Source organism: Pseudarthrobacter sp. W1I19, from assembly GCF_030817835.1.
GTDB lineage: Bacteria > Actinomycetota > Actinomycetes > Actinomycetales > Micrococcaceae > Arthrobacter.
The window spans coordinates 3,748,043-3,769,970 of the sequence record NZ_JAUSZR010000001.1 but is presented as its reverse complement, the minus strand read 5'-3'; the positions used below and the strand labels follow the sequence as shown (position 1 = coordinate 3,769,970).

Genomic DNA, 21,928 nt, shown 5'->3' with positions numbered 1-21,928 from the left:
TCTCAAACTGGCTATGTATTTCAAGGCCAGTTTATTGGCAGAGTTAGAGGCATGTTGACCCGCAGACTCCTCCAGCTCTTTATCGGCCTCGCCATGTACGGCATTTCCCTTGCCATGTTCATCCGCGCGGGCCTTGGCCTCGACCCGTGGGATGTCTTCCATCAGGGCGTGGCGGGCAGAACCGGTCTCAGCATCGGGGCGGTGGTCATTATCGTGAGCTTCCTGGTGCTGCTGCTGTGGATCCCACTGCGCCAGCGGCCAGGGTTCGGCACGTTGTGCAACGCCGTGCTGGTGGGCGTCTTCGCGGACATCGGCCTGGCCCTGATCCCGGCCTTCTCCCACTTGGGTGGTCAGATCGGCATGCTGGCTGGCGCCGTCCTCCTCAATGCAATCGCTTCCGCCTGCTACATCGGTGCGCGGTTCGGCCCCGGTCCCCGTGACGGCCTGATGACCGGGCTGGCCCGGCGGACGGGATGGTCAGTGAGGGTGTCCCGCACCTTGATTGAAGTTGTGGTTCTCGCTGCCGGATGGTTCCTCGGCGGCTCGGTGGGGGTTGGCACTGTTGTTTACGCCCTTGCCATCGGTCCGCTGGTCCAGTTGCTGATGCCGGTGTTTATGGTGCCCGCGGCGCTGCCGGCCGAGCCCGACCCACAGGAGGGCGTAGCCGCTGCCACCGCTCCGGGTGCCGCCGCGCGGCGCTAGCCTGGCACCGGCTGGCAGCGCGGGCAGAAGTAGATGTCCCGTTCTTCCTCGCCGTTGGGTTTGCCGAGGGTGCCGCGCCGCACGGGGGTCCCGCATTTGAGGCAGGGCCGGTGCTCCCGGCCGTAGACCCAGTACCCCGGCCGCCCCGCCATCCTGCCCACCGGCATCCCTTTGGGGTTGAGGATGGTGACGCGCCGGCCGGGGCCGAGGTTGATCTCCAGCAGTTGCTTCGCGTCGGTCATCAGGGTCCGGACGTCCTCGACGGCGGATACGGGCAACGCCGGATGCACCCCGGACAGGAAACACGTTTCGCAGCGGTAGATGTTGCCGATGCCGGCGAGGTTGCGCTGGTCCAGCAGCGCCACGCCGATGGGAACGTCCGGAGCTGCCCGTACCCGCCGCTCTGCTTCGTCGAGATCCCAGTCCGGACCCAGCAGGTCCGGGCCGAGAAAACCGACAATGGAGTCTTCGTCTGCGGTGGCCACAACTTCGACGATCCCCAGGGAGAACCCGACGGCGTCCGCCACCGGGGTGCGCAGCACGCACCTGGCGGTGTAGCCCGGTTTCCGCCACTTACCGCCGGGCGGGTAGACCTGCCAGGCGCCTTCCATCTTCAGGTGCGAGTGGATGGTGAGCTTCTTGTCCTCCGGGCTTACCACCCGCATCAGCAGGTGCTTGCCGCGGGGGACTACCTCGGCCACGGTCCAGCCGGCGAGGTTCAGGGTGGCGAAGCGCGGTACCCGGAAGTCCGAGGCCACCAGTTTTTGTCCGGCCAGGGCCTGGTGCAGCTGGTGGGCGGCGCGCCAGACGGAATCCCCCTCAGGCACGGATCCTCAACCCCTTGGGTGTGGAGTAGGCCCCGGCCGCACTGAGGGCGGCTGCAACCGGAGTATCCAGGATGTCGTGCCCGTTGACTTTCTCCATAATCAGCTTGTCCACGGCGCCGCGGGTCACCACGCCCACCAGGGCCGAGCCGGCCGCGGCCAGGATGCTCTCGTCGTCGCTGAACGCCAGCAGGGTCTTGCCGCCCCGTTCCACGTAGAGGACCAGCGCCCCGTCCACCAGTACCACCAGTGCACCGGCTTTGCGTCCGGGACGGTGGCCCGTTCCGGCGTCGTCATGCTGGGCGGGCCAGGGGAGGGCAGCGCCGTAAGGGTTGGCAGGATCCGTGGCAGCCAGGGCGAGGGCAACGGGTTCCGGCTTGGCGAGCTGGGTGTCCTCCGAATACGAACGCAGCCGGTCCACGGTTGCGGGAACGGCGAACTGCGCCGCGCCGAGGTGTTCGATGAAGTAGCCGCGGCGGCACCGGCCGGCCTCCTCCAGCCGGGCAAGGACCTTGTACATCAGGCCGAATCCGCCCAGGATTTGCTCTGCCATCACCGAACCGCGGGTCACCACGCCATAGCGGTCCAGCAGGAGCTCTGCGGTGGCGCGGGCGTGGATGGTGGCGTCCAGTTCGGGCTGCGGAAGCGCGGACCACCGGCCTGCTGCCATGGGAGGAGTGGCTACTGCCGTTGAGGACGCGCCGTAGCGGCCGCTGCCCAGGCCAGCAGAGCCCATTAGTCCGGTGCCGTGCGAACGCCCCAGCCGGCTCAGGCGTGGGGCCCGGGCGCGTGGGGCACGGGCGACCTGCCGGTGGGCGGTGTGGCCCCCGGCGATCAGTGCCCGCACCGGCGCGAAGGTGTCGCCGGTGATGCGGCCCGCCCATGCCAGGTCCCACAGTGCGGTCACAACTTCCTGGTCGCTCAGGACGGAGTCCATGCCGCCGGCCACGTCTGTCAGCTGCCGGAAGAAGTAGCCGCCGCCGTTGGTGCGCAGGTGCTCCAGGAGCCGCAGTTGGGCGTCCCCGGGTTCGTAGTCGATGGCAGGGTTCAGGGTCAGCTCCGCCGAGTCGGCCAGGTGCAGGCTGATCCAGCCATCGTTGCCCGGCAAGGCGCCGGCCCCGGACCAGAGCACCTCGCCGGCGGCCATGAGCTCGTCGAGCATGGCGGGCTGGTAGTTGGATACCCGGCTGGCCAGGATGAGCGGCTCCCAGGCGGAGGCGGGAACAGGGACTCCGGAGAGCTGGTCGATGGCGGTGACGATGCCGTCCAGTCCGCGGAGCGACGGCTGCCCGCGGCCGCCGCCGGGAGTCTGGACGTGCTGCCACGCCGGCAGGAACCGGCCATAGGCGGACGCGTCCACCGGTTCCACCTCGGCGCGTAATGCTGCCAGGGACCGCCGCCGCAGCTTGCGGAGCACCTCGGCATCACACCATTCGCTGACGGGGATGTGGTTTTGTGCCTCCGGGAGTTGCGTCTCAGGGAGTTGAGTCTCGGGGTGCTGGCCATCAGGTTCTGGTGCATCCACGGCTGGAACGTCGGGTGCCGCAGACCCACCGCCGTGGGGCCGGAATTCGCCTTCCACCACCCGGCCGTCGGCGGCGAGGCGTTTCAGGGCAGTGCTGACCACAGCCACACCCAGGCCCAAGCGGGCTGCTGCTTCGTCCGCCGTAAAAGGTCCGTGCGTCCGGGCATACCGGGAGACGAGGTCGCCCAAAGGATCAGCCACGGGTTCGATGAACGCGAGCGGAACCCCCATGGGCAGGGGCACGCCGATGGCATCCCGGAGGCGGGCGGCATCCTCAACCGCAGCGAACCGTTCCGCCCCACCGATGTTCACCTTGATGGCGCGGTTGGCGCGCTGCAGGGCCACCAGGTGGGCGGTGGCTGTTTCCGTGCTGGCATGGATGGTTTCGACAGGCTCAACCACCGGGGTTTCGGGTGGCTCGGTTTCGACAGGCTCAACCACCGGGGAGTCTGCAGGCTCGGTTTCGGCGGGCTCAACCACCGGGTTTACGGCAGCCTCGGTTTGGGCAGCCTCAACCGCCGGTTCCAGCCTTGCGGCAGCTTCCTCCGGCGCCAGCGGGCCAAGGAGCCGCAGCAGGTCCGCCACGCCCTCCAGCCCGCGCGCCCGACGGTCCGGCGCCAGGCGCTGCAACTCCCGCTCGGTAGCCTCGATAACCTTCGCGTCCAACAACTCCCGCAGCTCAACGCGGCCCAGCAGTTCGTTCAGGAGCGTGGAGTCCAGGGCCAGTGCCGCAGCCCGCCGCTCCGCGAGCGGCGAATCACCCTCGTAGAGGAACTGGGCAACGTATCCGAACAGGAGTGACTTTGCGAAGGGTGACGGCTGGGTGGTGGTGGTCTGCACGATCCGCAGCTCGCGCCGCTCCACGGACGCTGCGATGTCCTTCAGTGCGGGGAGGTCGTAAACATCCTGCAGGCATTCCCGCACGGTTTCCAGCACGATAGGGAAGGTGGGGTACTTCCGGGCCACATCCAGCAACTGGGCGGACCTCTGCCGCTGCTGCCACAGCGGTTGCCGCTTGCCGGGAGTCTGCCGCGGCAGCAACAGGGCCCGCGCAGCACATTCACGGAAGCGCGAAGCGAAGAGTGCGCTGCCGCCCACTTCCGCGGTGACGATCTGTTCCAGTTCCTCGGGATCGAACAGGAACAGCTCGGCGCCGGGCGGCTCGTCCTCCATCATGGGCACCCGCAGCACAATCCCGTCGTCGGCGGCCATGGCCGAACCGTCCAGGCCGTACCGCTGGTGCAGCCGCTGGCCGACCGCCAAAGCCCACGGCGCATGGACGGGCATGCCGAAGGGACTGTGCAGGATTACCCGCCAGTCGCCCAGTTCGTCGTGGAACCGTTCCACCACCAGCGTGGTGTCGTTGGGCACCACCTCGGTGGCCTGTTTCTGTTCGCTCAAATATTGGATGAGGTTGTTGGCGGCGAAGTCGTCCAGGCCGCTGGCCTTGCAGCGTTCGGTGGCGGGCCCGACGTCGGACGCTGACAATTCGCGGACGAAGGCGCCCAGCGCGCGGCCCAGGTCCACGGGGCGGCCGAGGGAATCGCCCTTCCAGAAGGGCAGCTTTCCGGGCTGGCCGAACGCGGGGGAGACCAGGACGCGGTCGTGCGTGATGTCCTCGATTTTCCAGCTGGTGGCACCGAGGGCGAAGACGTCGCCAACACGCGATTCGTACACCATCTCCTCATCCAGTTCCCCCACGCGCCGGCCGCCCTTGGGCGCAGGAGCGGGTTTGCCGTCCGTTGAGGGGGAGGCTGTTCCCTCCACCTCGGTTCCAATGATGTAGACGCCGAAGAGGCCGCGGTCCGGGATGGTGCCGCCCGAGGTGACCGCCAGGCGCTGGGCGCCCGGCCGGCCTTCGATGGTGCCGGCGTTGCGGTCCCAGATGATTCGGGGGCGCAGCTCGGCAAACTCGTCGGACGGATAGCGGCCGGCCAGCAGGTCCAGCGTGGCCTCGAAGGCTGACCGGGGGAGGGACGCGAACGGGGCTGAACGGCGGACGGTGGCGAACCACTCCTCAACATCGATGCTGCCCAGCGCGGTGGCAGCCACGGTTTGTTGGGCAAGGATGTCCAGGGGGTTGGCGGGGATGCTGAGGCGCTCGATCTTTCCGGTCAGCATCCGTTCCACGGTGATTGCCGTATGCACCAGGTCTGCGCGGTGCTTCGGGAAAAGGACGCCTTGGGAAACCTCGCCCACCTGGTGGCCGGCCCGGCCCACCCGCTGCAGGCCGCTTGCCACGGACGGCGGCGATTCCACCTGCACCACCAGGTCCACGGCACCCATGTCGATGCCAAGTTCCAGGGATGACGTGGCCACCACGCAGCGCAGCCGGCCGGACTTGAGGTCGTCCTCGATCAAGGCACGCTGGTCTTTTGAGACGGAGCCGTGGTGGGCGCGCGCCAGCACCGGGTCCGCCCCGGCCGAGCTTCCTGCCTGGGCCATCATGTGCGCCGGAGTAGCAGTGGAGGCGGGAACGCCGGGCTGCCGGGGCACGGGATCATCCCAGCCGCCGCCCGCATCCACCAGCTGCCGTTCGGCGTAGATCTCGTTGAGCCGGGCCGTGAGCCGTTCGGACAGGCGGCGGGAGTTGGCAAAAACAATGGTGGACTGGTTGGCCAGCACCAGGTCAACGATCTTTTCCTCCACGTGCGGCCAGATCGAGGCCTGGGGCTGGAGCCCGGACGCCGGGCCGGAATCGAAGGCGCCGGCGGCACCCTGGAGGTCAGACATGTCCTCCACCGGGACGGAAACGGTGAGGTCCCAGTTCTTCTTCGCCGGCGGGGCAACGATTTCCACCGGCGCGGTCCCGGCCAGGAACTGGGCCACCAGTTCCCGCGGCTCAACGGTGGCGGAGAGCCCGATCCGCTGTGCCGCTTTGGGCAGCAGGGCATCCAGCCGCTCCAGTGAGACGGCCAGGTGCGCACCGCGCTTGGTCCCGGCCACTGCATGGACCTCATCGATGATGATGGTGTCCACCTCGGTGAGGGTTTCGCGGGCCCGGGACGTGAGCATCAGGAACAGCGATTCCGGCGTGGTGATCAGGATGTCCGGCGGGTTGCTCAGCAGCGCGCGCCGGTCCGCCGTGGTGGTGTCTCCGGAACGGACGCCAACGGTGATCAACGGGGCGGGCAGCCCGAGCCGCTTGGCGGTCTGGGTGATACCGATGAGCGGCGAGCGCAGGTTCCGCTCCACGTCCACGCCGAGCGCTTTCAGGGGTGAAATGTACAGGACACGGGTCTTGCGTTTTGGCGCCCGGGGACGCCGTCCCCTTGACGGTGTCTCCGGCGCCGGAACCGGGGTTTCCGACACAGTGGAACCAGAGACCAACAGCCGGTCCAGAGCCCAGAGGAACGCGGCCAGGGTTTTGCCCGAGCCGGTGGGGGCGACCACCAGCGCATGCGAGCCGGAGGAGATGGCCTGCCACGCGCCGACTTGGGCAGGAGTCGGCTCCGAAAAGGCGCCAAGGAACCACTCACGGGTGGGCCTGCTGAACTGCCCCATGGGCGCACCGGACGCTGAGGCGCCGCCCGGCATGGAGCCCTGTTCCTGCTGCATGCCTCCATCATGCCCTAACCCACTGACAGCCCACCCAGACTCCGGTCGGCCCGGATCGTGCGGCTGTCCCTGAGGTGCTCCGCTGCTCAAGCCTTCCCTGCAGCGGGAAGGTTCCGGGTGGCCGGGCCCTCCAGGAGCTCTCCCTCATTGCTGAAACGGGAGCCGTGGAGCGGGCAGTCCCACGTCCGCTCGCTGTCGTTCCAGTGAACAATGCCGCCCAGGTGCGTGCAGACAGCGGACAGCTTGCAGGTGGTTCCGTCCACGGTGGAGACGGCGACCGGGCGGGTGCCCTCACGGTACACCTGCCCTTGGCCCTCCTCCGGGACCACCGGAGCGGGAGCCGGGGGCAGCTGGTCCTTGTCCTTTTTGAGGACCTTCGCACCTTCCGTTTTCAGCCCTTCGGCCGCAAGCTGCCCCCAGCCGGAGGCCAGCTTGGCCGCCACCCCGGCGTTGAGGGAAACCGCCGAGAGTGCGCCGGACGGTGACGTGATCCGGTGGTGGATGGTGTTGGCCCAGGGCACTTGCCCGCCGAGGATGTCGGCAGCAATCCCCAAAGACGCCGCAACGGCGTTGGTCATGCCCCACTTGTTGTAGCCGGTGCCGAAGTAGACGTGGCCTTTGCCCCGCGGCAGTTTGCCAAAGAAAGGCATCAGGTTCACGGCCATGTAGTCCTGCGCCGACCACGTGTGCGTCACCTGCGAGCCGGGGTACTGCTGCGCGGCCCAGTCCAGAAGGCTCCCGAGATGGTGCTTTTCCGATCTCGCCCGGCCCACGTGGTGGCCGTGCCCGCCCACCAGCAGCAGCCTGCGGCCGTCCTTCTCGTAGTCCCGCAACGAGTGGGTTGGCTGTTCCACCGAGATGTACATTCCCGGGGGTGGTGCCTGGTCCTCCTGCAGCTGCAGTGCTGCCGCGTAGGACCGGCTGGGCTTCAGCTTGGCGAAGTACAGCCCTCGGTCCAGCACAGGGATGCCGGTGGCCAGCACCACTTCGTTCGCCGTGACGGTTCCACGGTCGGTGTGGACGGTGGCCGGGCGGCCGCCGGTGACATCCTGCAGGCGGACGCCGCCCACCACTGACCCGCCGCGGCTGCGGATGTCCGCCACCAGGGCGTCCAGCACGTCGACGGGGTGGATCTGCGCCTGGTCCGCGAGGCGGATGGCGCCGTGCACGGGGAACGGCAGGCCGGCGTCGCGCACGTATTCCATGTCCAGGCCCGCCGTCGTGGCGGCGCTGACTTCCTCGCGGAGTTTCTCCGTCCCCTGGGCGGACGCCGCGTACGTGTAGGCATCCCGGATCTGGTAGGGCACGTTCTGCTCGTCGAGGTACCGCAGGAGCCAGGCCTGGCCCTCACGGTTGCCGTCCACGTACGCCTGCACCTGCTTCTGCGAGTACTGGCGGGACAGCTGGGACAGGAAGGTGCCCTGCAGCAGTGTGACCTTAGCCGTGGTGTTCCCGGTTGTGACGGCACCGGGGAACCGTGCGTCCAGCACCAGGACGTTCTGCCCCGAGCGTGCCAGCAGGAGGGCGGTCACAAGACCGGTCAGCCCGGCCCCGGCCACCACGGTGTCGTACGTGCCTCCGGGCTCGAACGGATCGGAAGCAAATGCTTCCCGGCCGTCCAACCAAATCGACGTCATCCCAGTTCAGCCTGCCTTTGGTCCGGGCCCTGGCGGGCCGTTTGTGATGGGTCCGTTATAGACCCTGATCTATGCCTGGCGTAGGTGCTAAGTATACTTATGATGTCGGTGTTTAAGTCTATGGTCAGGCGCGACCCGGCAGCCATGATGTAAACGGAAACGACAAACAGCAGGAGTGATCATGACCAGTATGAGTTCGAACGGTCGCACCGTGGGCCGTACTAACATCCAAAAAGCAGCCCTTGCGGTGGGCGCAGTGTTCCTCCTGGTGGGCGTCCTGGGGTTCATCCCGGGCATCACCAGCAACTACGAATCCCTGGGTTTCGCCGGCCATGAGTCTGAGGCCCTGCTGCTGGGCATTTTCCAGGTGTCAATTCTTCACAACATCGTCCACCTGCTGTTTGGGGCCGCCGGGATCGCCCTGGCCCGGAATGCTGCGCAGTCGAGGAACTACCTGATCGTGGGTGGCGCCATCTACCTGGTTCTCTGGCTTTACGGCCTGCTGATCGGACATGACACGCCGGCGAACTTCGTCCCGCTGAACACCGCCGACAACTGGCTCCACTTTGTCCTGGGTGTCGGCATGATCGGCCTGGGCGTGGTGCTGTCCCGCGGCACCGCACGTGCCGGCCGAACCACCACGGCCCACTAGGAAGACCTGCAAACAAAACAAAACTGCGGGCGGTCCGGCACGTGCCGGACCGCCCGCAGTTCTCTGCGCTGAGGACTGTTGCCTTGGGTTCGGGACCTACGCCGGCTGGAACGCTCCGATGGTGAGGAGCGTAATCTCCGCGTTGCTGCATGCCCTGGTGGGCTGGGGCAGGAACAGCGACGCCGTCTCCTCCGGCGGATAGATCCGGTAGCCGGCGGCGTCCACCATGGCGCAATCGGGATAGTTGCCGGCCTGGGTGTAGCGCAGGACGGCCGAGCCTGTCTGCCCGGGTGCCAGCAGGACGTCGGTGGGTGCGGTGGCCTCGTCGCGGATGGCCGGCGCGCCGATGGGGGCGCCGGCTGCGTCGGCGGCCAGGGACACGCCGGCAAAGCCCCGGAGCAGGCAGGGTTCGGAACCGGTGTTGGTGAGGTTGAGCTTCATGTAGACGCTGCCCGCGGCCCCGCCGCCGGACGCATCCGTGGCTGCGGAAAGCCCGGCGGCCTTGCAGAGCGCCGGTCCTGCGGGGGGAGCGGTAGCCGGAGCGGTTGTGGACGGCGGGTCCGACGGCGTCCCGGACGGGGCGGGTGACGCTGATGTCGCGCCGGGGCTGGCAGAGCTGGTGCCCGGAGTGGGGGTCGTTGATGATTGCGGCTGGCTGGGGCCGCACCCGCTGAGCAGCAGTGCGGCGGCCGCTGCCGCCGTCGTGATGGCAAGCCCGTGTGAAATTCGCTGAGACCTCATGGCACCACCTTCGCGGCAGTGGTGGGCCGCGTCAACGATGAGGCGAGGTGGCGCGGCAATTTGATGCCCGGATCGTGATGATCCGGGCATCAACGCCGTTGCCCTACTTGGCCGCCGGGTCCGCAGAAACCTTGCGGCGTGCGTTGCGGAAGAACGCCGCGCCGCCGAGCACCAGGCCGCCGATGCCCGCTGCCAGGCCCGTCCAGCTGCGGGCGTTGGCCCCGCTGTCCGTCACCGGGGCTTCCCCGGTGGACCCGGCAGCGCTGGAATGCGAATCCGAGGCAGTGGCGGCTTCGCCGTGTCCTGCGCCCCCTGCCGGGGTGACCGTGACCGAGGGCGCCGGTGCCTTCAGGGCGTGCGGGTCCTGGCCGTCTTTGGCGATCTCCGACCAGTCCGTCTGCCCGGTTTCGCAGCTCTGGAGGGTGGGGAAGTACAGTGTGCTGCCGGCAGCGTCAGGAAGCTTCACGGAGAGCACCAGCGCATCGCGGAGTTCGTGGGCCAGGGGCGCCTTGGCGGTGTAGACAATCTGGCTGGTCCGCTTGGTGATGGACGTGCCGTCGGCCTGCTTCTTCGGCTCGGCGAGTTGTTCGGTGACCTTCTCAACCGTCCAGTTGGGATTGACCGTCGGCTGGGCATCGTTGAGTTCCTGCGGCAGCGTGATGGCCACTTTGGTGGTGCCTGAGGTGTCGCAACCGTGCGGAATCGCGAAGGTGAGCAGGGCGTACGAGTTGGCATCGGTCTTGTCCGGCGTCACGCCGACGTGGGCCGAAGCCCCGCCCGCCACGGCGAGCAGCATGGCTGCAGCGCCTCCCGTGGCGGCGGCTGTTTGCAGGGTGCGGCGAAGTGCGGAGGTGTTCATGGTGTTGCCTTTCAGGCGCGCGCCCTGCGGGAATAGGAGCAAGGCGCGCAAAAGTATGGGGTGCCGCCGCGGGGAGCGCGGGGCGGTTTCTAGCGGGAAAGTACGACGGCGGGCGGCGGGCCACGCCGGCTGTCTTGCCGCAGGTTCCGCCAGGGTGGCCGTGGCGCAGCAGCGGTGGGAAAGGAAGCGAAAGCCGTTGGAACGGCGTCGGGCGCCACCGCGTGGGGGAGGGCAGCAAGGGGCCGCAGCCAGGTGGCCAGTGCCCACAGGGCCTCCTCGCCCTTTGCCAGCAGGAGTGCGCACACCAGCGTTGCCACGGCGTGTGCGGCAAGCATCAGGGGCCCGGACGCAGGTTCCGCGGCATGGGCGTGGCCCAACGCCGCAGGAAGTACATCCGCGCCGGCGAGATGTCCGGCATGAAGGGTGGGTGCTCCCCCCGCGGGTCCGGGAGCACCAAAGGCAGTAAACACTTCGTGCAGCGCCAGCTGTCCGCTGCCCAGCAGGGCGGCCATGGCTGGAAAGCCCAACTGCAGGCGGGTGGCAGTGGTGCTGGCGAGCGTGGTCAGTGCCAGCACCGCCAGCAGGATGACCGGGGCCGGCAGTTCCCCGCCGCCTGCAAGGTGGGCGCCGGAGGCAAGTGCCAGGATGACGGTGGCCACAGTGGACGCCCGGAGGAAGTGGAAGGGCGGGCGCGCGCGTTGTGTTCGCACGAATCCTCCCTTTCCCGGTGCCGGAACCAGGCGCGGGCGGGCGGCGCCGGTCAGATATCGTTCAGATTCTACCGGTGATCCGGGTGTGGCCAGGCTCGGGTCAGGCTCCGGCCAGCAGTTCGGCGAGGACCTCTGCTGCGGTGTGGTGCCGGAGAAGCGGCGCCGACTGGCCGGCCCACAGGGACATCAGGTCCGTGTTTCCCTGGGCGGCGGCCTGTGGACGGAACCGCCCCGTCAGCCAGTTCTGCACCGGGAAAGGGGCCACCTCGCCGGTTTCTTCAAGCTCAGCAATGATCCGGTTGGGAATGCCGCGGGCCAGCCGGCCGCTGAGGGCGCGGGTCAAGACAGTGTGGGCAGCGGCGGGGCCGTGCAGGACCTCCCGGTAGGCGGGAACGGCGGCAGATTCGCGGGTGGCCAGGAAAGCCGTTCCCACCTGCACCGCATCGGCGCCCAATGCCATGGCGGCAGCGAAACCGCGGCGGTCCGCGATGCCGCCCGCGGCGATGACCGGAACGGACACAGCGTCGGCCACCTGGGGGACCAGCGCGAACGTACCCACCAGCGATTCTTCGGCAGGCTTCAGGAAGGACACCCGGTGGCCGCCGGCCTCCATCCCGGTGGCCACCACTGCATCTACGCCGCCTGCTTCCAGCGCCACCGCCTCGGCGACGGTGGTAGCGGTGCCCACCACCTTGATGCCGCGGCGGTGCGCCTCCTCCACGACGTCGGGGCCAGGAACACCAAAGACAAAGCTGACGACGGCGGGACGCGCCTCGAGCGCAGCTTCCACCTGCTCGCCGTAGTCCGGCATGTACCGCGCCGGCATCTCCGGGTATGGAAGGCCGAGCTCGTCAAAGTAGGGCTTCAGGATGGCGGTGTAACGTTCGAAATCTTCGGGCGGGAGGGTTGTGGTTTCGGTGCCGTTGGGCACCCACATGTTGAGGGCGAAGGGCTTCGCTGTCGCCTCGCGAAGTTGGGCTGCCGTCTTATGGATGGCAGCGGCGTCGTACCCGTAGAGCCCGAATGAACCCAGCCCGCCGCCGTCGCTCACTGCGGCGGTGAGCGCCACTGAGGAAACACCGCCGAAGGGGCCGAGCACCACCGGAACGTCGATGCCCAGGAGCCTGGTGAAGCGGTTGGAACTCTCGGCGGGGTGCTGGTGTGCGGTCATGGCAGCTCCTGGTGGTTCTACTGAGGCGTTGGACCCAGTCTTGCAGGCCGCGGCAATGCGCCCAAGCCCGGTTAGGAAGCGGCGACTGCGAGGTCGTAGCCGTCGGCGATGTGGAAGAGGCGGCGGCCTCCCACGGGCGCGCTGACCCACACCACGTCCCCGTCAGCAGTGCGGTCATCCACCAGGCCTGCATAGGCTGCCCGGCCGTTCCTGCTCAGTTCCACGGGATCGCCCACTTGTACGTCTTCCCAGAGGCCGGGACCTTTGACGCGATTCGTCATCGAAGCCACGCTGCTTTCTTTGGTTGAGGATTTGGGAACGGATGATGCCGGCCCTCCTCCATCAAACCGGCCCGGTGGTGCCGTGCTCAGTGGAGGACTGGCCACGCAGGACGGCGCAGGTTTGTGCATCGCACCAACACGTTGCCGCGGGATGTGCCGGGGCAGGGAGGTGTACCGGGCGATCGGGGCGAGGCTAGACTGCAGGCGTAGATGCCCGCCCGACCTGAGGAGTAGTTATGGAATACACCGGAAGCCAGTCGGAAAAGGCTGTTCCCGCTGGTGAACTTGGCCGCAGCCACATCGGCCAGACCATCAGCTTCCAGCCCAACGAGTTCACGACCGTCTTTGGGAAGCTTGCCGGAATCGCCCGCACTGAGGCCATGGTCTACCTGTCCCTGACCGGCGTGGGAAACGGCACGCACCTGAAGGACGAATACGACCTGCCCATCACGCACGATGTCTATGTGCCGGTGGACGTTATCTCCAACGCCGAGTCCACCATCAAGGACCTGTTCGGTAAGGTCCAGGAGAACCTGCGCGGGGCCACCCACAAGGGCGACGACAAGACGGACCGGCTCTAACAGCACTCATCGACTGCTCCACACCTGCCTTTTAGACCCCCGGAAACGGCAGTTACGGAGCAGTCGATGGGGCGGGCGCCGCGGCCGTGGAACTCCGCACTGTCAGGTGTGTAGGCATCACGGAACGGGTGCGCACGCCGCCTGCGGCCAACGGATTCAATTTCGCCAGAAGCATCGAAACTGCCACCCGGCCAGCCTGTTCAATAGGCGAAGCCATGGTGGTCAGCGGGGGATTGCAGAAGTCCGCGCCAAAAATGTCATCGCACCCTACGATGCTCATCTCCTCCGGTACGCGGATCCCCCGTTCCCGCAGGCGCTGGAGCATGCCGATGGCAATGAGGTCATTGAAGGCAATGCAGGCGGTGACACCACTGTGTACTGCGGCGTCGGCGGCAGCTGCGCCGGATTGGGTCTTGGGAGCAAACGGGCCCAGGCTTCGCACCTCCACGCCACGGTCCTGGGCTGCTTCGGACAGGGCAGCCCAGCGCCGTTCGCTGGATTGGGACGTCAACGGCCCGGCGATGTAGGCAACCCGGGTATGGCCCAGTGAAATCAGGTGGTCAAGCGCCTGGCTGGTGGCGGACGGGGTATCAATGATGACGGCAGGAACACCGGCAACGTCACGATTAATCGTCACGAGGGGGGCCTTGCCGGCAGCTGCCAACAGGGCCTCATCGGTGAGCCGGGATGCTGCGACAATGACGCCGTCGGCCGTTTTGCGCAACTGTTCCAGCGTGCTGGCCTCAACCTCATCCGATTCCTCGGTGTCCACGAGCAGCTGGGTGTAACCCGCGGCCTTGAGCTGGAGCTGGGTTCCCCGGATCAGGTCAAAATAGAACGGGTTGGTGATGTCGGGAACCAGCACTCCCACGGCCCCCGTACGCCCCGAACTCAATGCCTTCGCCTGGCTGTTGGGCAGATAGTTCAGCTCTGCGGCGGCCGCCTGGATACGCTGCCGGGTACGGATATTTACCCGGTCCGGCGTTGACAGGGCGCGTGAAACAGTGGAAGCGGCAACTCCGCACATGGCGGCGATGTCGTGGATGGTGGCAGGACGGTCTGTTCCTGCCGCTTGCGTCGCCATGGCGCTCCTCTCTGAACGGAATGACGGGAAGCTGTGACCGTTGCCACAGCTGCATCACCCAAGGATGCCACAACTGGCCAATTTATGGCAACCGGTTGTCAAAAGTTGGCAGGCTGCCTAGACTTGCCGGAGTACCTTTTCTGTGAACCAAATCACCCACGCGACGTAGCTGGAATCGAAGGCTGCCCTGCGCGGGGTCCTAGCAAGGAGATTCCGTTGACCCACGCACCACAAACACCCTGGCAGCTCTCAGGATTCGGTGACGAAATAGATCCCGACCCCGCAATCCAGGCCGCGGTGCTGTTGGCGCTTGGCGCAAGCCACATCGAAGTCAGGAGCGCCTGGGGAACGAACGTCTCCGAATTGGCCCCCGCCCAGGTGGCAGACCTTAAGGAAATCCTGGACGCCAAGGGCCTGAAGGTCTCGGCTGTTGCCAGCCCCATCGGCAAGGTGGACGCCAGCCTGCCCGTTGAGCACGAACTGGACCGGCTGCGCCAAATCATCTCCGTGGCCAAAGGCCTGGGCACCAGCTACATCCGGATCTTTTCGTTCTACCGGGCCGACGGCCAAAGTCCCGAGGACATCCGCGACGACGTCCTGGTCCGCATGCGTGCACTGGCGGCACTCGCCGAGGAATCCGGCGTCGTGCTGCTGCATGAGAACGAAAAGGACATCTACGGTGATACGCCCACGCGGGTGCTGGACATCATGGAGTCCGTCAACTCCCCGGCCCTGCGGGTTGCCTGGGACAACGCCAACTTCGTGCAGGTTGGCGTGAAGCCGTACACGGACGGGTATGCCATGCTGCGCCCTTACCTGGAGTATCTCCAGGTCAAGGATGCGCTGTCCACCACCGGGGAAGTGGTTCCCTCCGGTGAGGGCGACGGCGAACTGGACGCCACCATTGCCGCACTCAAGGCTGACGGTTATAGCGGGTTCGCCTCGCTGGAACCCCATCTTGCCAGCGCCCACGAGCTCGGCGGCTTTTCCGGGCCGGTGGCCTTTGGGGTCGCAGCCCGCGCCTTCGCGGCACTGGCTGCAAAAAACGGAGTTGAGCTCTCTTGAGCATCCGGGCTGCCGTCATCGGCTGCGGCGACGTCTCCACCGTTCACTTTGAGGCGGTGGCCAAGCTCGACGGCGCCGGGCTGGTTGCCGTCTGCGACCCCCATCCGGAGCGGCTCGCTGCCGCTGCGGAACTTTATGGCGTGCCCGGCTTCGCTGACCATCAAAGCCTGCTCGATGCCGTCCGGCCCGATGTGGTGCACATCTGCACGCCGCACAACCAGCACGCCTCGATAGCCGCGGACTGCCTTGAACAGGGCGTCAACGTCATCGTGGAAAAGCCGCTGGCCCACACGCTGGCGGAAGGGCGCCGCCTGGTTGACGCAGCGTCCAGGGGCAAGGCAAAAATCGCCGTCTGCTTCCAGAACCGCTACAACGCCACATCCCAGGCCATGCACTCCCTCCTAGCAACCGGTGAACTCGGCGCCGTGGTGGGGGCTGCCGCCAGCGTCATGTGGCATCGTTCGGCGGATTATTACCTCAACCGGCCGTGGCGCGGTTCCTGGGAGGGCGGCGGGGGAGGGCTGATGATGAACCAGGCCATCCATACGGTGGACCTGCTGCAATGGCTGGTGGGCGACGTCGTCGAGGTGCGCGGCAACGCCGCCACCCGCTTCCTGGGCGGGACCATCGAGGTGGAAGACACCGCGGAATTCGTTGCCGAACACGCCGGTGGTGCCAGGAGCGTTTTCTACGCCACGCTCGGCCATGCCTACAATGCACCGGTGACCCTCGAAGTGGTCACCGAAAAGGCCGTCTTGAGCCTGCGCGGCGACCTCACGGTCACCTATTCAGATGGGCGGGTGGACGTGATACCGGAGCGCACGAGCGACACCGGCGGCAGGTCCTACTGGGGCGTCTCGCACGAACTGCTGATCAATGATTTCTACGGCCGGCTGCATGACGCGGAGCCGTTCTGGATCAGTCCTGCGGAAGCTGAAAAGTCGCTGCGGATCATTAAGGACGTCTACCGCCAGAGCTTTCCGGACGCCATTTCCCGTGTTTCCTAGCGGCTGTTGGCAACCGATTGTTAGAGTGACACCGAAGTGTTACTGGAGCGTCGTTTCCAACGTTGGCACAATTTGCAACAATTTTAGACAACCGGTTGCCAAAGCTTCTGAGTGTGCGTACGCTGAATTCCACAAGGCAGGTGTGGTCCACGCCACAATCGCCTTTCTCCCAAACTCCCACTTCGACAAAGTTTCAAGGAGCCGACAATGAAGTTAGGTCCCAAGGCGGCAGCTGCCGCTCTCGTACTGAGTGCCTCGCTGGCACTCACCGCTTGTGGCGGCGGCGGCGCTGGTGCAGGTTCCACCGCCGCCGGCGGAAAGACCGTCACCGCCCTGACCCTCGGAACCCTCAGGGACATCGCCAACTGGGACCCCGCCCAGGCCCACGTGGGCCACGCCCTCCAGCCCTACCAGGCTGCATATGACAGCCTGATCCTGCGGGAACCGGACGGCAAGCTCAGCCCGATGCTGGCCACGGAGTGGAAGTACAACGACGCCAACACCAAACTTACCGTGGACCTGCGAACGGACGTCACCTTCAGCGACGGCGCCAAGTTCGATGCCGAAGCAGCCAAGGCCAACCTGGACCACTTCAAGAAGGCCAACGGACCGCAGATGGCCCAGCTTGCCTCCGTGTCCGATGTGGCCGTGGTGGACGCGGACACCATCGACATTAACCTCAGCGCCGCGGAGCCTGCCCTCGAGTACTTCCTGAGCCAGGCTGCAGGCCTGATGGGAAGCCCCAAGGCTTTGGGAACGGACGCCATCAAGACCGAGCCCGTAGGCTCCGGCCCCTACGTGATGGACAAGGCTGCAACAGTCAAGGACAGCCAGACAGTCTTTAATGCGCGGAAGGACTACTGGAACAAGGACCTCCAGAAGTACCAGAAGCTGACCCTGAAAATCCTCACGGATCCCACGGCGCGCACCAACGCCCTGGTCTCCGGCCAGATTGACGCCACCCTCCTGGATCCCAAGAACGGCAAGCAGGCAGAGGGCGCCAAGATGAAACTGGAAACCAACCAGGTTGACTGGTCCGGGTTGCTCCTGCTGGACCGCGACGGCACCAAGAACCCGGCCCTCGCCGACCTCAAGGTCCGCCAGGCCATCAACTACGCCTTCGACCGCAAGACCATCCTGGACCAGGTCATGCTCGGCCAGGGCACACCCACCTCGCAGCCGTTCGGCAAGGACAGCGGCGCCTGGACCGAAGAGCTGGAGAACTACTACAGCTACGACCCCGCCAAGGCCAAGCAGCTCCTGAAGGAATCCGGTTTTGAAGGCAACGTGACTATCGACGTTCCCACGCTCCCGGGTGCCGAAACCCTGATCTCCGTTCTCCAGCAGCAGCTGGCCGACGTCGGCATCACCCTGAAGCCGGGCGCCGCGATCACCAACACATTCACGTCGGACGTTGCAGCCCAGAAGTACCACGCCCTGTTCTTCAACCTCTTCCAGGGCGAGCCCACCGTGGCGATTGACCAGATCGTCTCCACCAAGGCCCTGTACAACCCCTTCAAGAACACCACCCCGGAGCTTGAGGCCAAGATCCAGGCCGTACGGACCGGCGGCGAAGATGCCGGCAAACTGGCGCAGGACGTCAACAAGTACGTGGTGGAACAGGCATGGTTCGCACCCCTGTTCCGCGTGAACCAGATGTACTACCACAACGACAAAGTGAACGTCACGCCGCAGGCCCAGCAGGCCGTTCCGTCCATCTACAACTACTCGCCTGCCAAGTAGGACTCCATGATCAGGTTCATTGCGAAAAGGCTGGGCAGCGGGCTGGTGGTGTTGTTCGTTGTCTCCGCACTCACCTTCACCCTGCTGTACACCTCCAGCGGAAGCATCGCCCGCAACATCCTGGGCGACCAGGCCACGCCTGAACAGGTTGCCCTGAAGGAACAGGAGCTGGGACTCGACCAGCCCCTCGTCGGCCGCTACTTCACCTGGCTGGCAGACGCCCTCGGCGGGGATTTGGGAGCCTCCTGGTTCACCTCGGAGCCCGTGGCCAATTCCCTGGCCACGCGTATTCCGGTGACCATGACGATGGTTTTCGCCGCAATGATCCTGATCGCCATCTGCGCGACGCTCATCGGCGTTGCTGCAGCGGTGAAGCGGGGCTGGGTGGACAGGGTGGTCCAGGTGGGTGCCATCCTGGGCGACTCCATCCCGGGATACGTCATCGGGGTGTTCCTGGTGACCCTCCTGGCCATCCAGCTGGGCTTCTTCCCGGCCACCAGCACCATCTCTCCCGGCGTGGGTGCCGAGGCCTGGGTGTATTCGATGACTCTTCCCGTGATCGCCCTGCTGATCAACGGCGTGACCGGCGGTGCGCAGCAAATCCGCAGTGCAGTGATCAAACAGCTTGAGCGTGATTACGTCCGGACGCTGCGCAGCCGTGGCATCGGGGAGCGGGAGATCCTCTTCAAGCATGTACTGCGCAGCGCCGCTCCGGCAGGCCTCACGGTGCTGAGCCTGCAGCTGATCGGCATGCTGGGCGGCGTGGTGATCATCGAGCAGATCTTCGCCCTGCCCGGCATGGGCCCGCTGGCTGTCACCGCCACCGGCCAGACGGATCTTCCCGTGGTTATGGGAGTAGTGATGTACACCGTGGTGGTGGTCATCACGGTGAACCTCCTGGTGGACATCCTCAATGGTTGGCTCAACCCGAAAGTGCGTGTGTCATGAGCGATTCCGTAGAAACAGCGGCGGTAGCAGCGCCGGTTCCGGCCGGACAGAGCGGCACCGTGGTCCGCTCCACCGTGATGCGCCGCCTCTTCAAGAACCCCCTCGGCATCGCTTCACTGGTGATCCTGGGAAGCATCGCGGTGCTGGCGGTCCTTGCCCCGGTCCTGGCACCCTTCGGCGAGAACTTCGCCAACATCACCAAAACACTGGCAGCACCGGATTCAGTGAACATCCTCGGCACGGACAGCGCCGGGCGGGACACCTGGAGCCGCCTGCTCTTCGGCGCGCAGCTGACACTCCTGTCGGCGTTGCTGTGCGCCGGCGTGGCCATCGCCATCGGCCTCCCCGCAGGCCTGATCGCCGGCTACTACGGCGGAAAGTTCGAAGGCGTCTCCAACTGGGTGGTCAGCATCCTCATGAGTCTGCCCGGGCTGATCGTGCTGCTCACCATCCGCGCGGCCTTCGGACCCTCTGTATGGATTTCGATGATCGCCTTCGGCGTCCTGATCAGCCCGTCGTACTTCCGGTTGACCCGGACCGCGGTCCAGTCCGTCCGCAACGAGCTCTACGTTGACGCCGCGAGGGTTTCGGGTCTGTCGGACCTGAGCATCATCGCCCGGCACATCTTCTCGGTGGTCCGCGCACCCATCATCATCCAGACCGCAGCCATCGCCGGCGTCGCCATCGCCATCCAGTCCGGCCTTGAGTTCCTGGGCCTTGGCGATCCCACCAGGGCAACCTGGGGCGTGATGCTCTCGGAAGGCTTCAAAAACGTCTACCTGACCCCCACGCTGCTGCTCTGGCCCGCCCTTGCCATGGCCCTGACCATCGGCGGCCTGGTCCTCCTCGGCAACGCCATCCGCGACGCGCTGGAGGACGGCGAAAAGATCAAGCACCGCAGGAAGCCGGCGTCTGTGGCCGGTACTTCTGCAGAGCGTACGACGGCGGAACCTGCCAAAGCGCGCCAGTCGCGTAAGTCCGTGGCCGCCGTCGAAAGCGGCACCGAGCACCACCTCGTGAAGGTGACCAACCTCGGCGTCGGGTACCCGCAGGCCGACGGTTCCATCAAAAAGGTGGTGGATGACGTCTCCTTCCACGTGGACCGGGGCGAGATCCTGGGCATTGTGGGCGAGTCGGGCTCGGGCAAGTCCCAGACCGCGTTCTCCATCCTGGGACTGCTCCCGGACAACGCCCGCATTGTGGCAGGGTCCATCCAGTTCGACGGCAACTACACCGTGGCCCCGGGGGAGGACCGGGTCAGCCAGGACAGGCTGTCCAAGCTGCGCGGCAAGAGGATTTCCTACATCCCGCAGGAACCGATGAGCAACCTGGACCCGGCATTCACCATCGGCTACCAGCTGGTGACGCCCATGGTCCGCGTCCTCGGAATCTCCAAGGCAGAGGCCCGGAAGCGGGCACTGAAGCTGCTGGACGACGTCGGGATCGCCAACCCCGAACGGACCTTCCAGGCCTACCCGCACGAGGTTTCCGGCGGCATGGCCCAGCGCGTCCTGATCGCCGGTGCCATCAGCTGCGAACCCGACCTCGTCATCGCCGACGAACCCACCACTGCGCTGGATGTCACGGTCCAGGCAGATGTGCTGGACCTGCTGCGTGAACTCCAGCAGCGCCTGAACATCGGCGTCATCCTGGTGACCCACAACTTCGGTGTTGTCGCCGACCTGTGCGACCGCGTGGTGGTCATGCAGAACGGCCGGCTCGTGGAAGAAGGAACGGTCCGCGAGATCCTCCGCAACCCGAAAGAGCAGTACACCCAAACCCTGCTGGGTTCCATGCTCGAAGGAAAGACCCCCATGACCATGCTGGTTTCCCCGCCGCAAGGTCCCGTTTCCCACGAGTCCGCCGGCCAGCCGGCAGGACAGGGTGCAGCTGCAGAAAAGGAGCCGGTGGCATGAGCGAAGTACAGAACGCCCCTCTGCTGTCAGTGGAAAACCTTGTGGTCGAGTACCCCAGCAAAAGGTTCCGCGCCAAGCCCTTCCGGGCGCTGACGGACATCAACATCACCATCGGCCAGGGCGAGACCCTTGGCCTGGTGGGGGAGTCCGGTTCCGGCAAGACCACCCTGGGCCGCGCTGTCCTGGGTCTGGCGCCCGTCACCAGGGGCAGGATCATCTTCGAGGGCAATGACATCAGCAATGCCAGCCGCAAGGAGCGCCGGACGCTGAGCCGCGACCTGCAGGTGGTCTTCCAGGACCCCTACACGTCCCTGAACCCGGCCCTGGAAATCGGCGACATCCTCGCCGAGCCCCTGGGGGTGCAGGGCATGGAACCCGCAGCCGCAAAAAAGCGCGTCAAGGAGCTGCTGGACCAGGTGGGACTGCCGTCTGACGCGATCCACCGGCTGCCGCGGGAGTTCAGCGGTGGCCAGAGGCAGCGCGTTGCGATTGCACGGGCCCTGGCTTTGTCGCCGAAACTGATCGTCTGTGACGAACCGGTCAGCGCCCTCGACCTCTCAACCCAGGCCCGCGTCCTGGACCTGTTCCTGCAGATCCAGAAGGACACCGGGGTTTCTTACCTCTTTATCTCCCACGACCTGGACGTTGTCCGGCACATCAGCCACCGCGTGGCCGTGATGTACCGGGGCGAAATCGTGGAACAAGGCTCCGCCGACGTGGTCACCACCGACCCCGAACACCCCTACACCCAACGCCTCCTGCTCGCCTCCCCAGTGCCGGATCCGGACCGGCAGGAACAGCGCCGTGCGGAACGGCACCGGCTCCTGGAAGCACAGCGGCAACAGACTGAACAGGCCGGCGCCGCGGCATAGCGGCCGCCCCCGGCACACACCCAATGGCCTTCACCGGCCGGAACACCATGGA

At 66.3% G+C, this 21,928-nt stretch carries 18 protein-coding genes; 9 read left to right on the top strand and 9 right to left on the bottom strand.

The features are described from left to right. The first annotated feature begins 51 nt into the window (after positions 1–51). The gene (locus QF038_RS17310; RefSeq protein ID WP_307611646.1) at positions 52–702 is read left to right on the top strand and encodes a YitT family protein; all 651 of its coding nucleotides are present in this window, start codon (positions 52–54) and stop codon (positions 700–702) included. On the opposite strand, the gene QF038_RS17305 is transcribed toward QF038_RS17310, so the two are convergent. From QF038_RS17305 to QF038_RS17295, 3 genes are all read right to left on the bottom strand, one after another. Beyond that, positions 699–1,529: an Fpg/Nei family DNA glycosylase gene (locus QF038_RS17305; protein ID WP_307611645.1), complete on the bottom strand. Its 831-nt coding sequence runs from the start codon at positions 1,527–1,529 to the stop codon at positions 699–701. The genes QF038_RS17310 and QF038_RS17305 overlap by 4 nt on opposite strands. After that, a complete protein-coding gene (locus QF038_RS17300) occupies positions 1,522–6,609 on the bottom strand; it encodes a DEAD/DEAH box helicase (protein ID WP_307611642.1) in 5,088 nt (1,695 codons plus the stop codon). The genes QF038_RS17305 and QF038_RS17300 overlap by 8 nt, the downstream gene beginning before the upstream one ends. A gap of 86 nt (positions 6,610–6,695) precedes the next feature. Further along, entirely contained in the window at positions 6,696–8,246 is a 1,551-nt protein-coding gene (locus QF038_RS17295; RefSeq protein WP_307611640.1) for an FAD-dependent oxidoreductase, read from the bottom strand. Between the two features lie 181 nt (positions 8,247–8,427). Between QF038_RS17295 and QF038_RS17290 the strand changes: the two genes are divergently transcribed. Next, positions 8,428–8,898, top strand: a complete 471-nt coding sequence (locus QF038_RS17290; protein WP_373461590.1) for a DUF4383 domain-containing protein — start codon at positions 8,428–8,430, stop codon at positions 8,896–8,898. Between the two features lie 96 nt (positions 8,899–8,994). On the opposite strand, the gene QF038_RS17285 is transcribed toward QF038_RS17290, so the two are convergent. The 5 genes from QF038_RS17285 to QF038_RS17265 all read right to left on the bottom strand — a co-directional run bounded on the left by QF038_RS17285 (position 8,995) and on the right by QF038_RS17265 (position 12,660). After that, the gene (locus tag QF038_RS17285; protein ID WP_307611638.1) at positions 8,995–9,639 is read right to left on the bottom strand and encodes a DUF4232 domain-containing protein; all 645 of its coding nucleotides are present in this window, start codon (positions 9,637–9,639) and stop codon (positions 8,995–8,997) included. Between the two features lie 103 nt (positions 9,640–9,742). Then, complete coding sequence (locus QF038_RS17280) at positions 9,743–10,498, bottom strand: YcnI family protein (RefSeq protein WP_307611635.1); 756 nt, start codon at positions 10,496–10,498, stop codon at positions 9,743–9,745. Between the two features lie 89 nt (positions 10,499–10,587). Further along, positions 10,588–11,208: a hypothetical protein gene (locus QF038_RS17275; protein ID WP_307611634.1), complete on the bottom strand. Its 621-nt coding sequence runs from the start codon at positions 11,206–11,208 to the stop codon at positions 10,588–10,590. Between the two features lie 100 nt (positions 11,209–11,308). Continuing rightward, positions 11,309–12,379, bottom strand: a complete 1,071-nt coding sequence (locus QF038_RS17270; RefSeq protein ID WP_307611633.1) for a nitronate monooxygenase family protein — start codon at positions 12,377–12,379, stop codon at positions 11,309–11,311. 71 nt (positions 12,380–12,450) lie between these two features. Beyond that, complete coding sequence (locus QF038_RS17265; protein WP_307611632.1) at positions 12,451–12,660, bottom strand: hypothetical protein; 210 nt, start codon at positions 12,658–12,660, stop codon at positions 12,451–12,453. Between the two features lie 236 nt (positions 12,661–12,896). Between QF038_RS17265 and QF038_RS17260 the strand changes: the two genes are divergently transcribed. Then, positions 12,897–13,241, top strand: a complete 345-nt coding sequence (locus tag QF038_RS17260; protein WP_307611631.1) for a hypothetical protein — start codon at positions 12,897–12,899, stop codon at positions 13,239–13,241. A 52-nt stretch (positions 13,242–13,293) separates the two neighbouring features. Here the strand turns inward: QF038_RS17260 and QF038_RS17255 are convergent, their stop codons facing one another. Then, on the bottom strand, positions 13,294–14,325 hold the full coding sequence (locus tag QF038_RS17255; RefSeq protein ID WP_307611629.1) for a LacI family DNA-binding transcriptional regulator: 1,032 nt from the start codon (positions 14,323–14,325) through the stop codon (positions 13,294–13,296). Between the two features lie 216 nt (positions 14,326–14,541). On the opposite strand from QF038_RS17255, the gene QF038_RS17250 reads away from it, so the two are divergent. The 6 genes from QF038_RS17250 to QF038_RS17225 all read left to right on the top strand — a co-directional run bounded on the left by QF038_RS17250 (position 14,542) and on the right by QF038_RS17225 (position 21,876). Continuing rightward, positions 14,542–15,390 carry a sugar phosphate isomerase/epimerase gene (locus tag QF038_RS17250; RefSeq protein WP_307611627.1) on the top strand — a complete coding sequence of 283 codons (849 nt, stop codon included), beginning with the start codon at positions 14,542–14,544 and terminating at the stop codon, positions 15,388–15,390. Continuing rightward, positions 15,387–16,397 carry a Gfo/Idh/MocA family protein gene (locus QF038_RS17245; protein WP_307611625.1) on the top strand — a complete coding sequence of 337 codons (1,011 nt, stop codon included), beginning with the start codon at positions 15,387–15,389 and terminating at the stop codon, positions 16,395–16,397. The genes QF038_RS17250 and QF038_RS17245 overlap by 4 nt, the downstream gene beginning before the upstream one ends. Before the next feature lie 207 nt (positions 16,398–16,604). After that, positions 16,605–18,140 (top strand): ABC transporter substrate-binding protein, encoded by a 1,536-nt coding sequence (locus QF038_RS17240; RefSeq protein WP_307611623.1) that lies wholly within the window; start codon positions 16,605–16,607, stop codon positions 18,138–18,140. A gap of 6 nt (positions 18,141–18,146) precedes the next feature. Next, entirely contained in the window at positions 18,147–19,088 is a 942-nt protein-coding gene (locus tag QF038_RS17235; RefSeq protein WP_307611620.1) for an ABC transporter permease, read from the top strand. Next, positions 19,085–21,004: a dipeptide/oligopeptide/nickel ABC transporter permease/ATP-binding protein gene (locus QF038_RS17230; protein WP_307611618.1), complete on the top strand. Its 1,920-nt coding sequence runs from the start codon at positions 19,085–19,087 to the stop codon at positions 21,002–21,004. The genes QF038_RS17235 and QF038_RS17230 overlap by 4 nt, the downstream gene beginning before the upstream one ends. Beyond that, positions 21,001–21,876: an ATP-binding cassette domain-containing protein gene (locus QF038_RS17225; protein ID WP_307611616.1), complete on the top strand. Its 876-nt coding sequence runs from the start codon at positions 21,001–21,003 to the stop codon at positions 21,874–21,876. The genes QF038_RS17230 and QF038_RS17225 overlap by 4 nt, the downstream gene beginning before the upstream one ends. The last annotated feature ends 52 nt before the right edge of the window (positions 21,877–21,928 follow it).

Excerpts from the sequence above, each read along its gene's own strand:
- QF038_RS17310 (WP_307611646.1), top strand. The coding sequence starts at position 52 with ATGTTGACCCGCAGACTCCTCCAGCTCTTTATCGGCCTCGCCATGTAC.
- QF038_RS17300 (WP_307611642.1), bottom strand. The coding sequence starts at position 6,609 with ATGCAGCAGGAACAGGGCTCCATGCCGGGCGGCGCCTCAGCGTCCGGT.
- QF038_RS17295 (WP_307611640.1), bottom strand. The coding sequence starts at position 8,246 with ATGACGTCGATTTGGTTGGACGGCCGGGAAGCATTTGCTTCCGATCCG.
- QF038_RS17290 (WP_373461590.1), top strand. The coding sequence starts at position 8,428 with ATGACCAGTATGAGTTCGAACGGTCGCACCGTGGGCCGTACTAACATC.
- QF038_RS17285 (WP_307611638.1), bottom strand. The coding sequence starts at position 9,639 with ATGAGGTCTCAGCGAATTTCACACGGGCTTGCCATCACGACGGCGGCA.
- QF038_RS17280 (WP_307611635.1), bottom strand. The coding sequence starts at position 10,498 with ATGAACACCTCCGCACTTCGCCGCACCCTGCAAACAGCCGCCGCCACG.
- QF038_RS17270 (WP_307611633.1), bottom strand. The coding sequence starts at position 12,379 with ATGACCGCACACCAGCACCCCGCCGAGAGTTCCAACCGCTTCACCAGG.
- QF038_RS17265 (WP_307611632.1), bottom strand. The coding sequence starts at position 12,660 with ATGACGAATCGCGTCAAAGGTCCCGGCCTCTGGGAAGACGTACAAGTG.
- QF038_RS17260 (WP_307611631.1), top strand. The coding sequence starts at position 12,897 with ATGGAATACACCGGAAGCCAGTCGGAAAAGGCTGTTCCCGCTGGTGAA.
- QF038_RS17255 (WP_307611629.1), bottom strand. The coding sequence starts at position 14,325 with ATGGCGACGCAAGCGGCAGGAACAGACCGTCCTGCCACCATCCACGAC.
- QF038_RS17240 (WP_307611623.1), top strand. The coding sequence starts at position 16,605 with ATGAAGTTAGGTCCCAAGGCGGCAGCTGCCGCTCTCGTACTGAGTGCC.
- QF038_RS17235 (WP_307611620.1), top strand. The coding sequence starts at position 18,147 with ATGATCAGGTTCATTGCGAAAAGGCTGGGCAGCGGGCTGGTGGTGTTG.
- QF038_RS17230 (WP_307611618.1), top strand. The coding sequence starts at position 19,085 with ATGAGCGATTCCGTAGAAACAGCGGCGGTAGCAGCGCCGGTTCCGGCC.
- QF038_RS17225 (WP_307611616.1), top strand. The coding sequence starts at position 21,001 with ATGAGCGAAGTACAGAACGCCCCTCTGCTGTCAGTGGAAAACCTTGTG.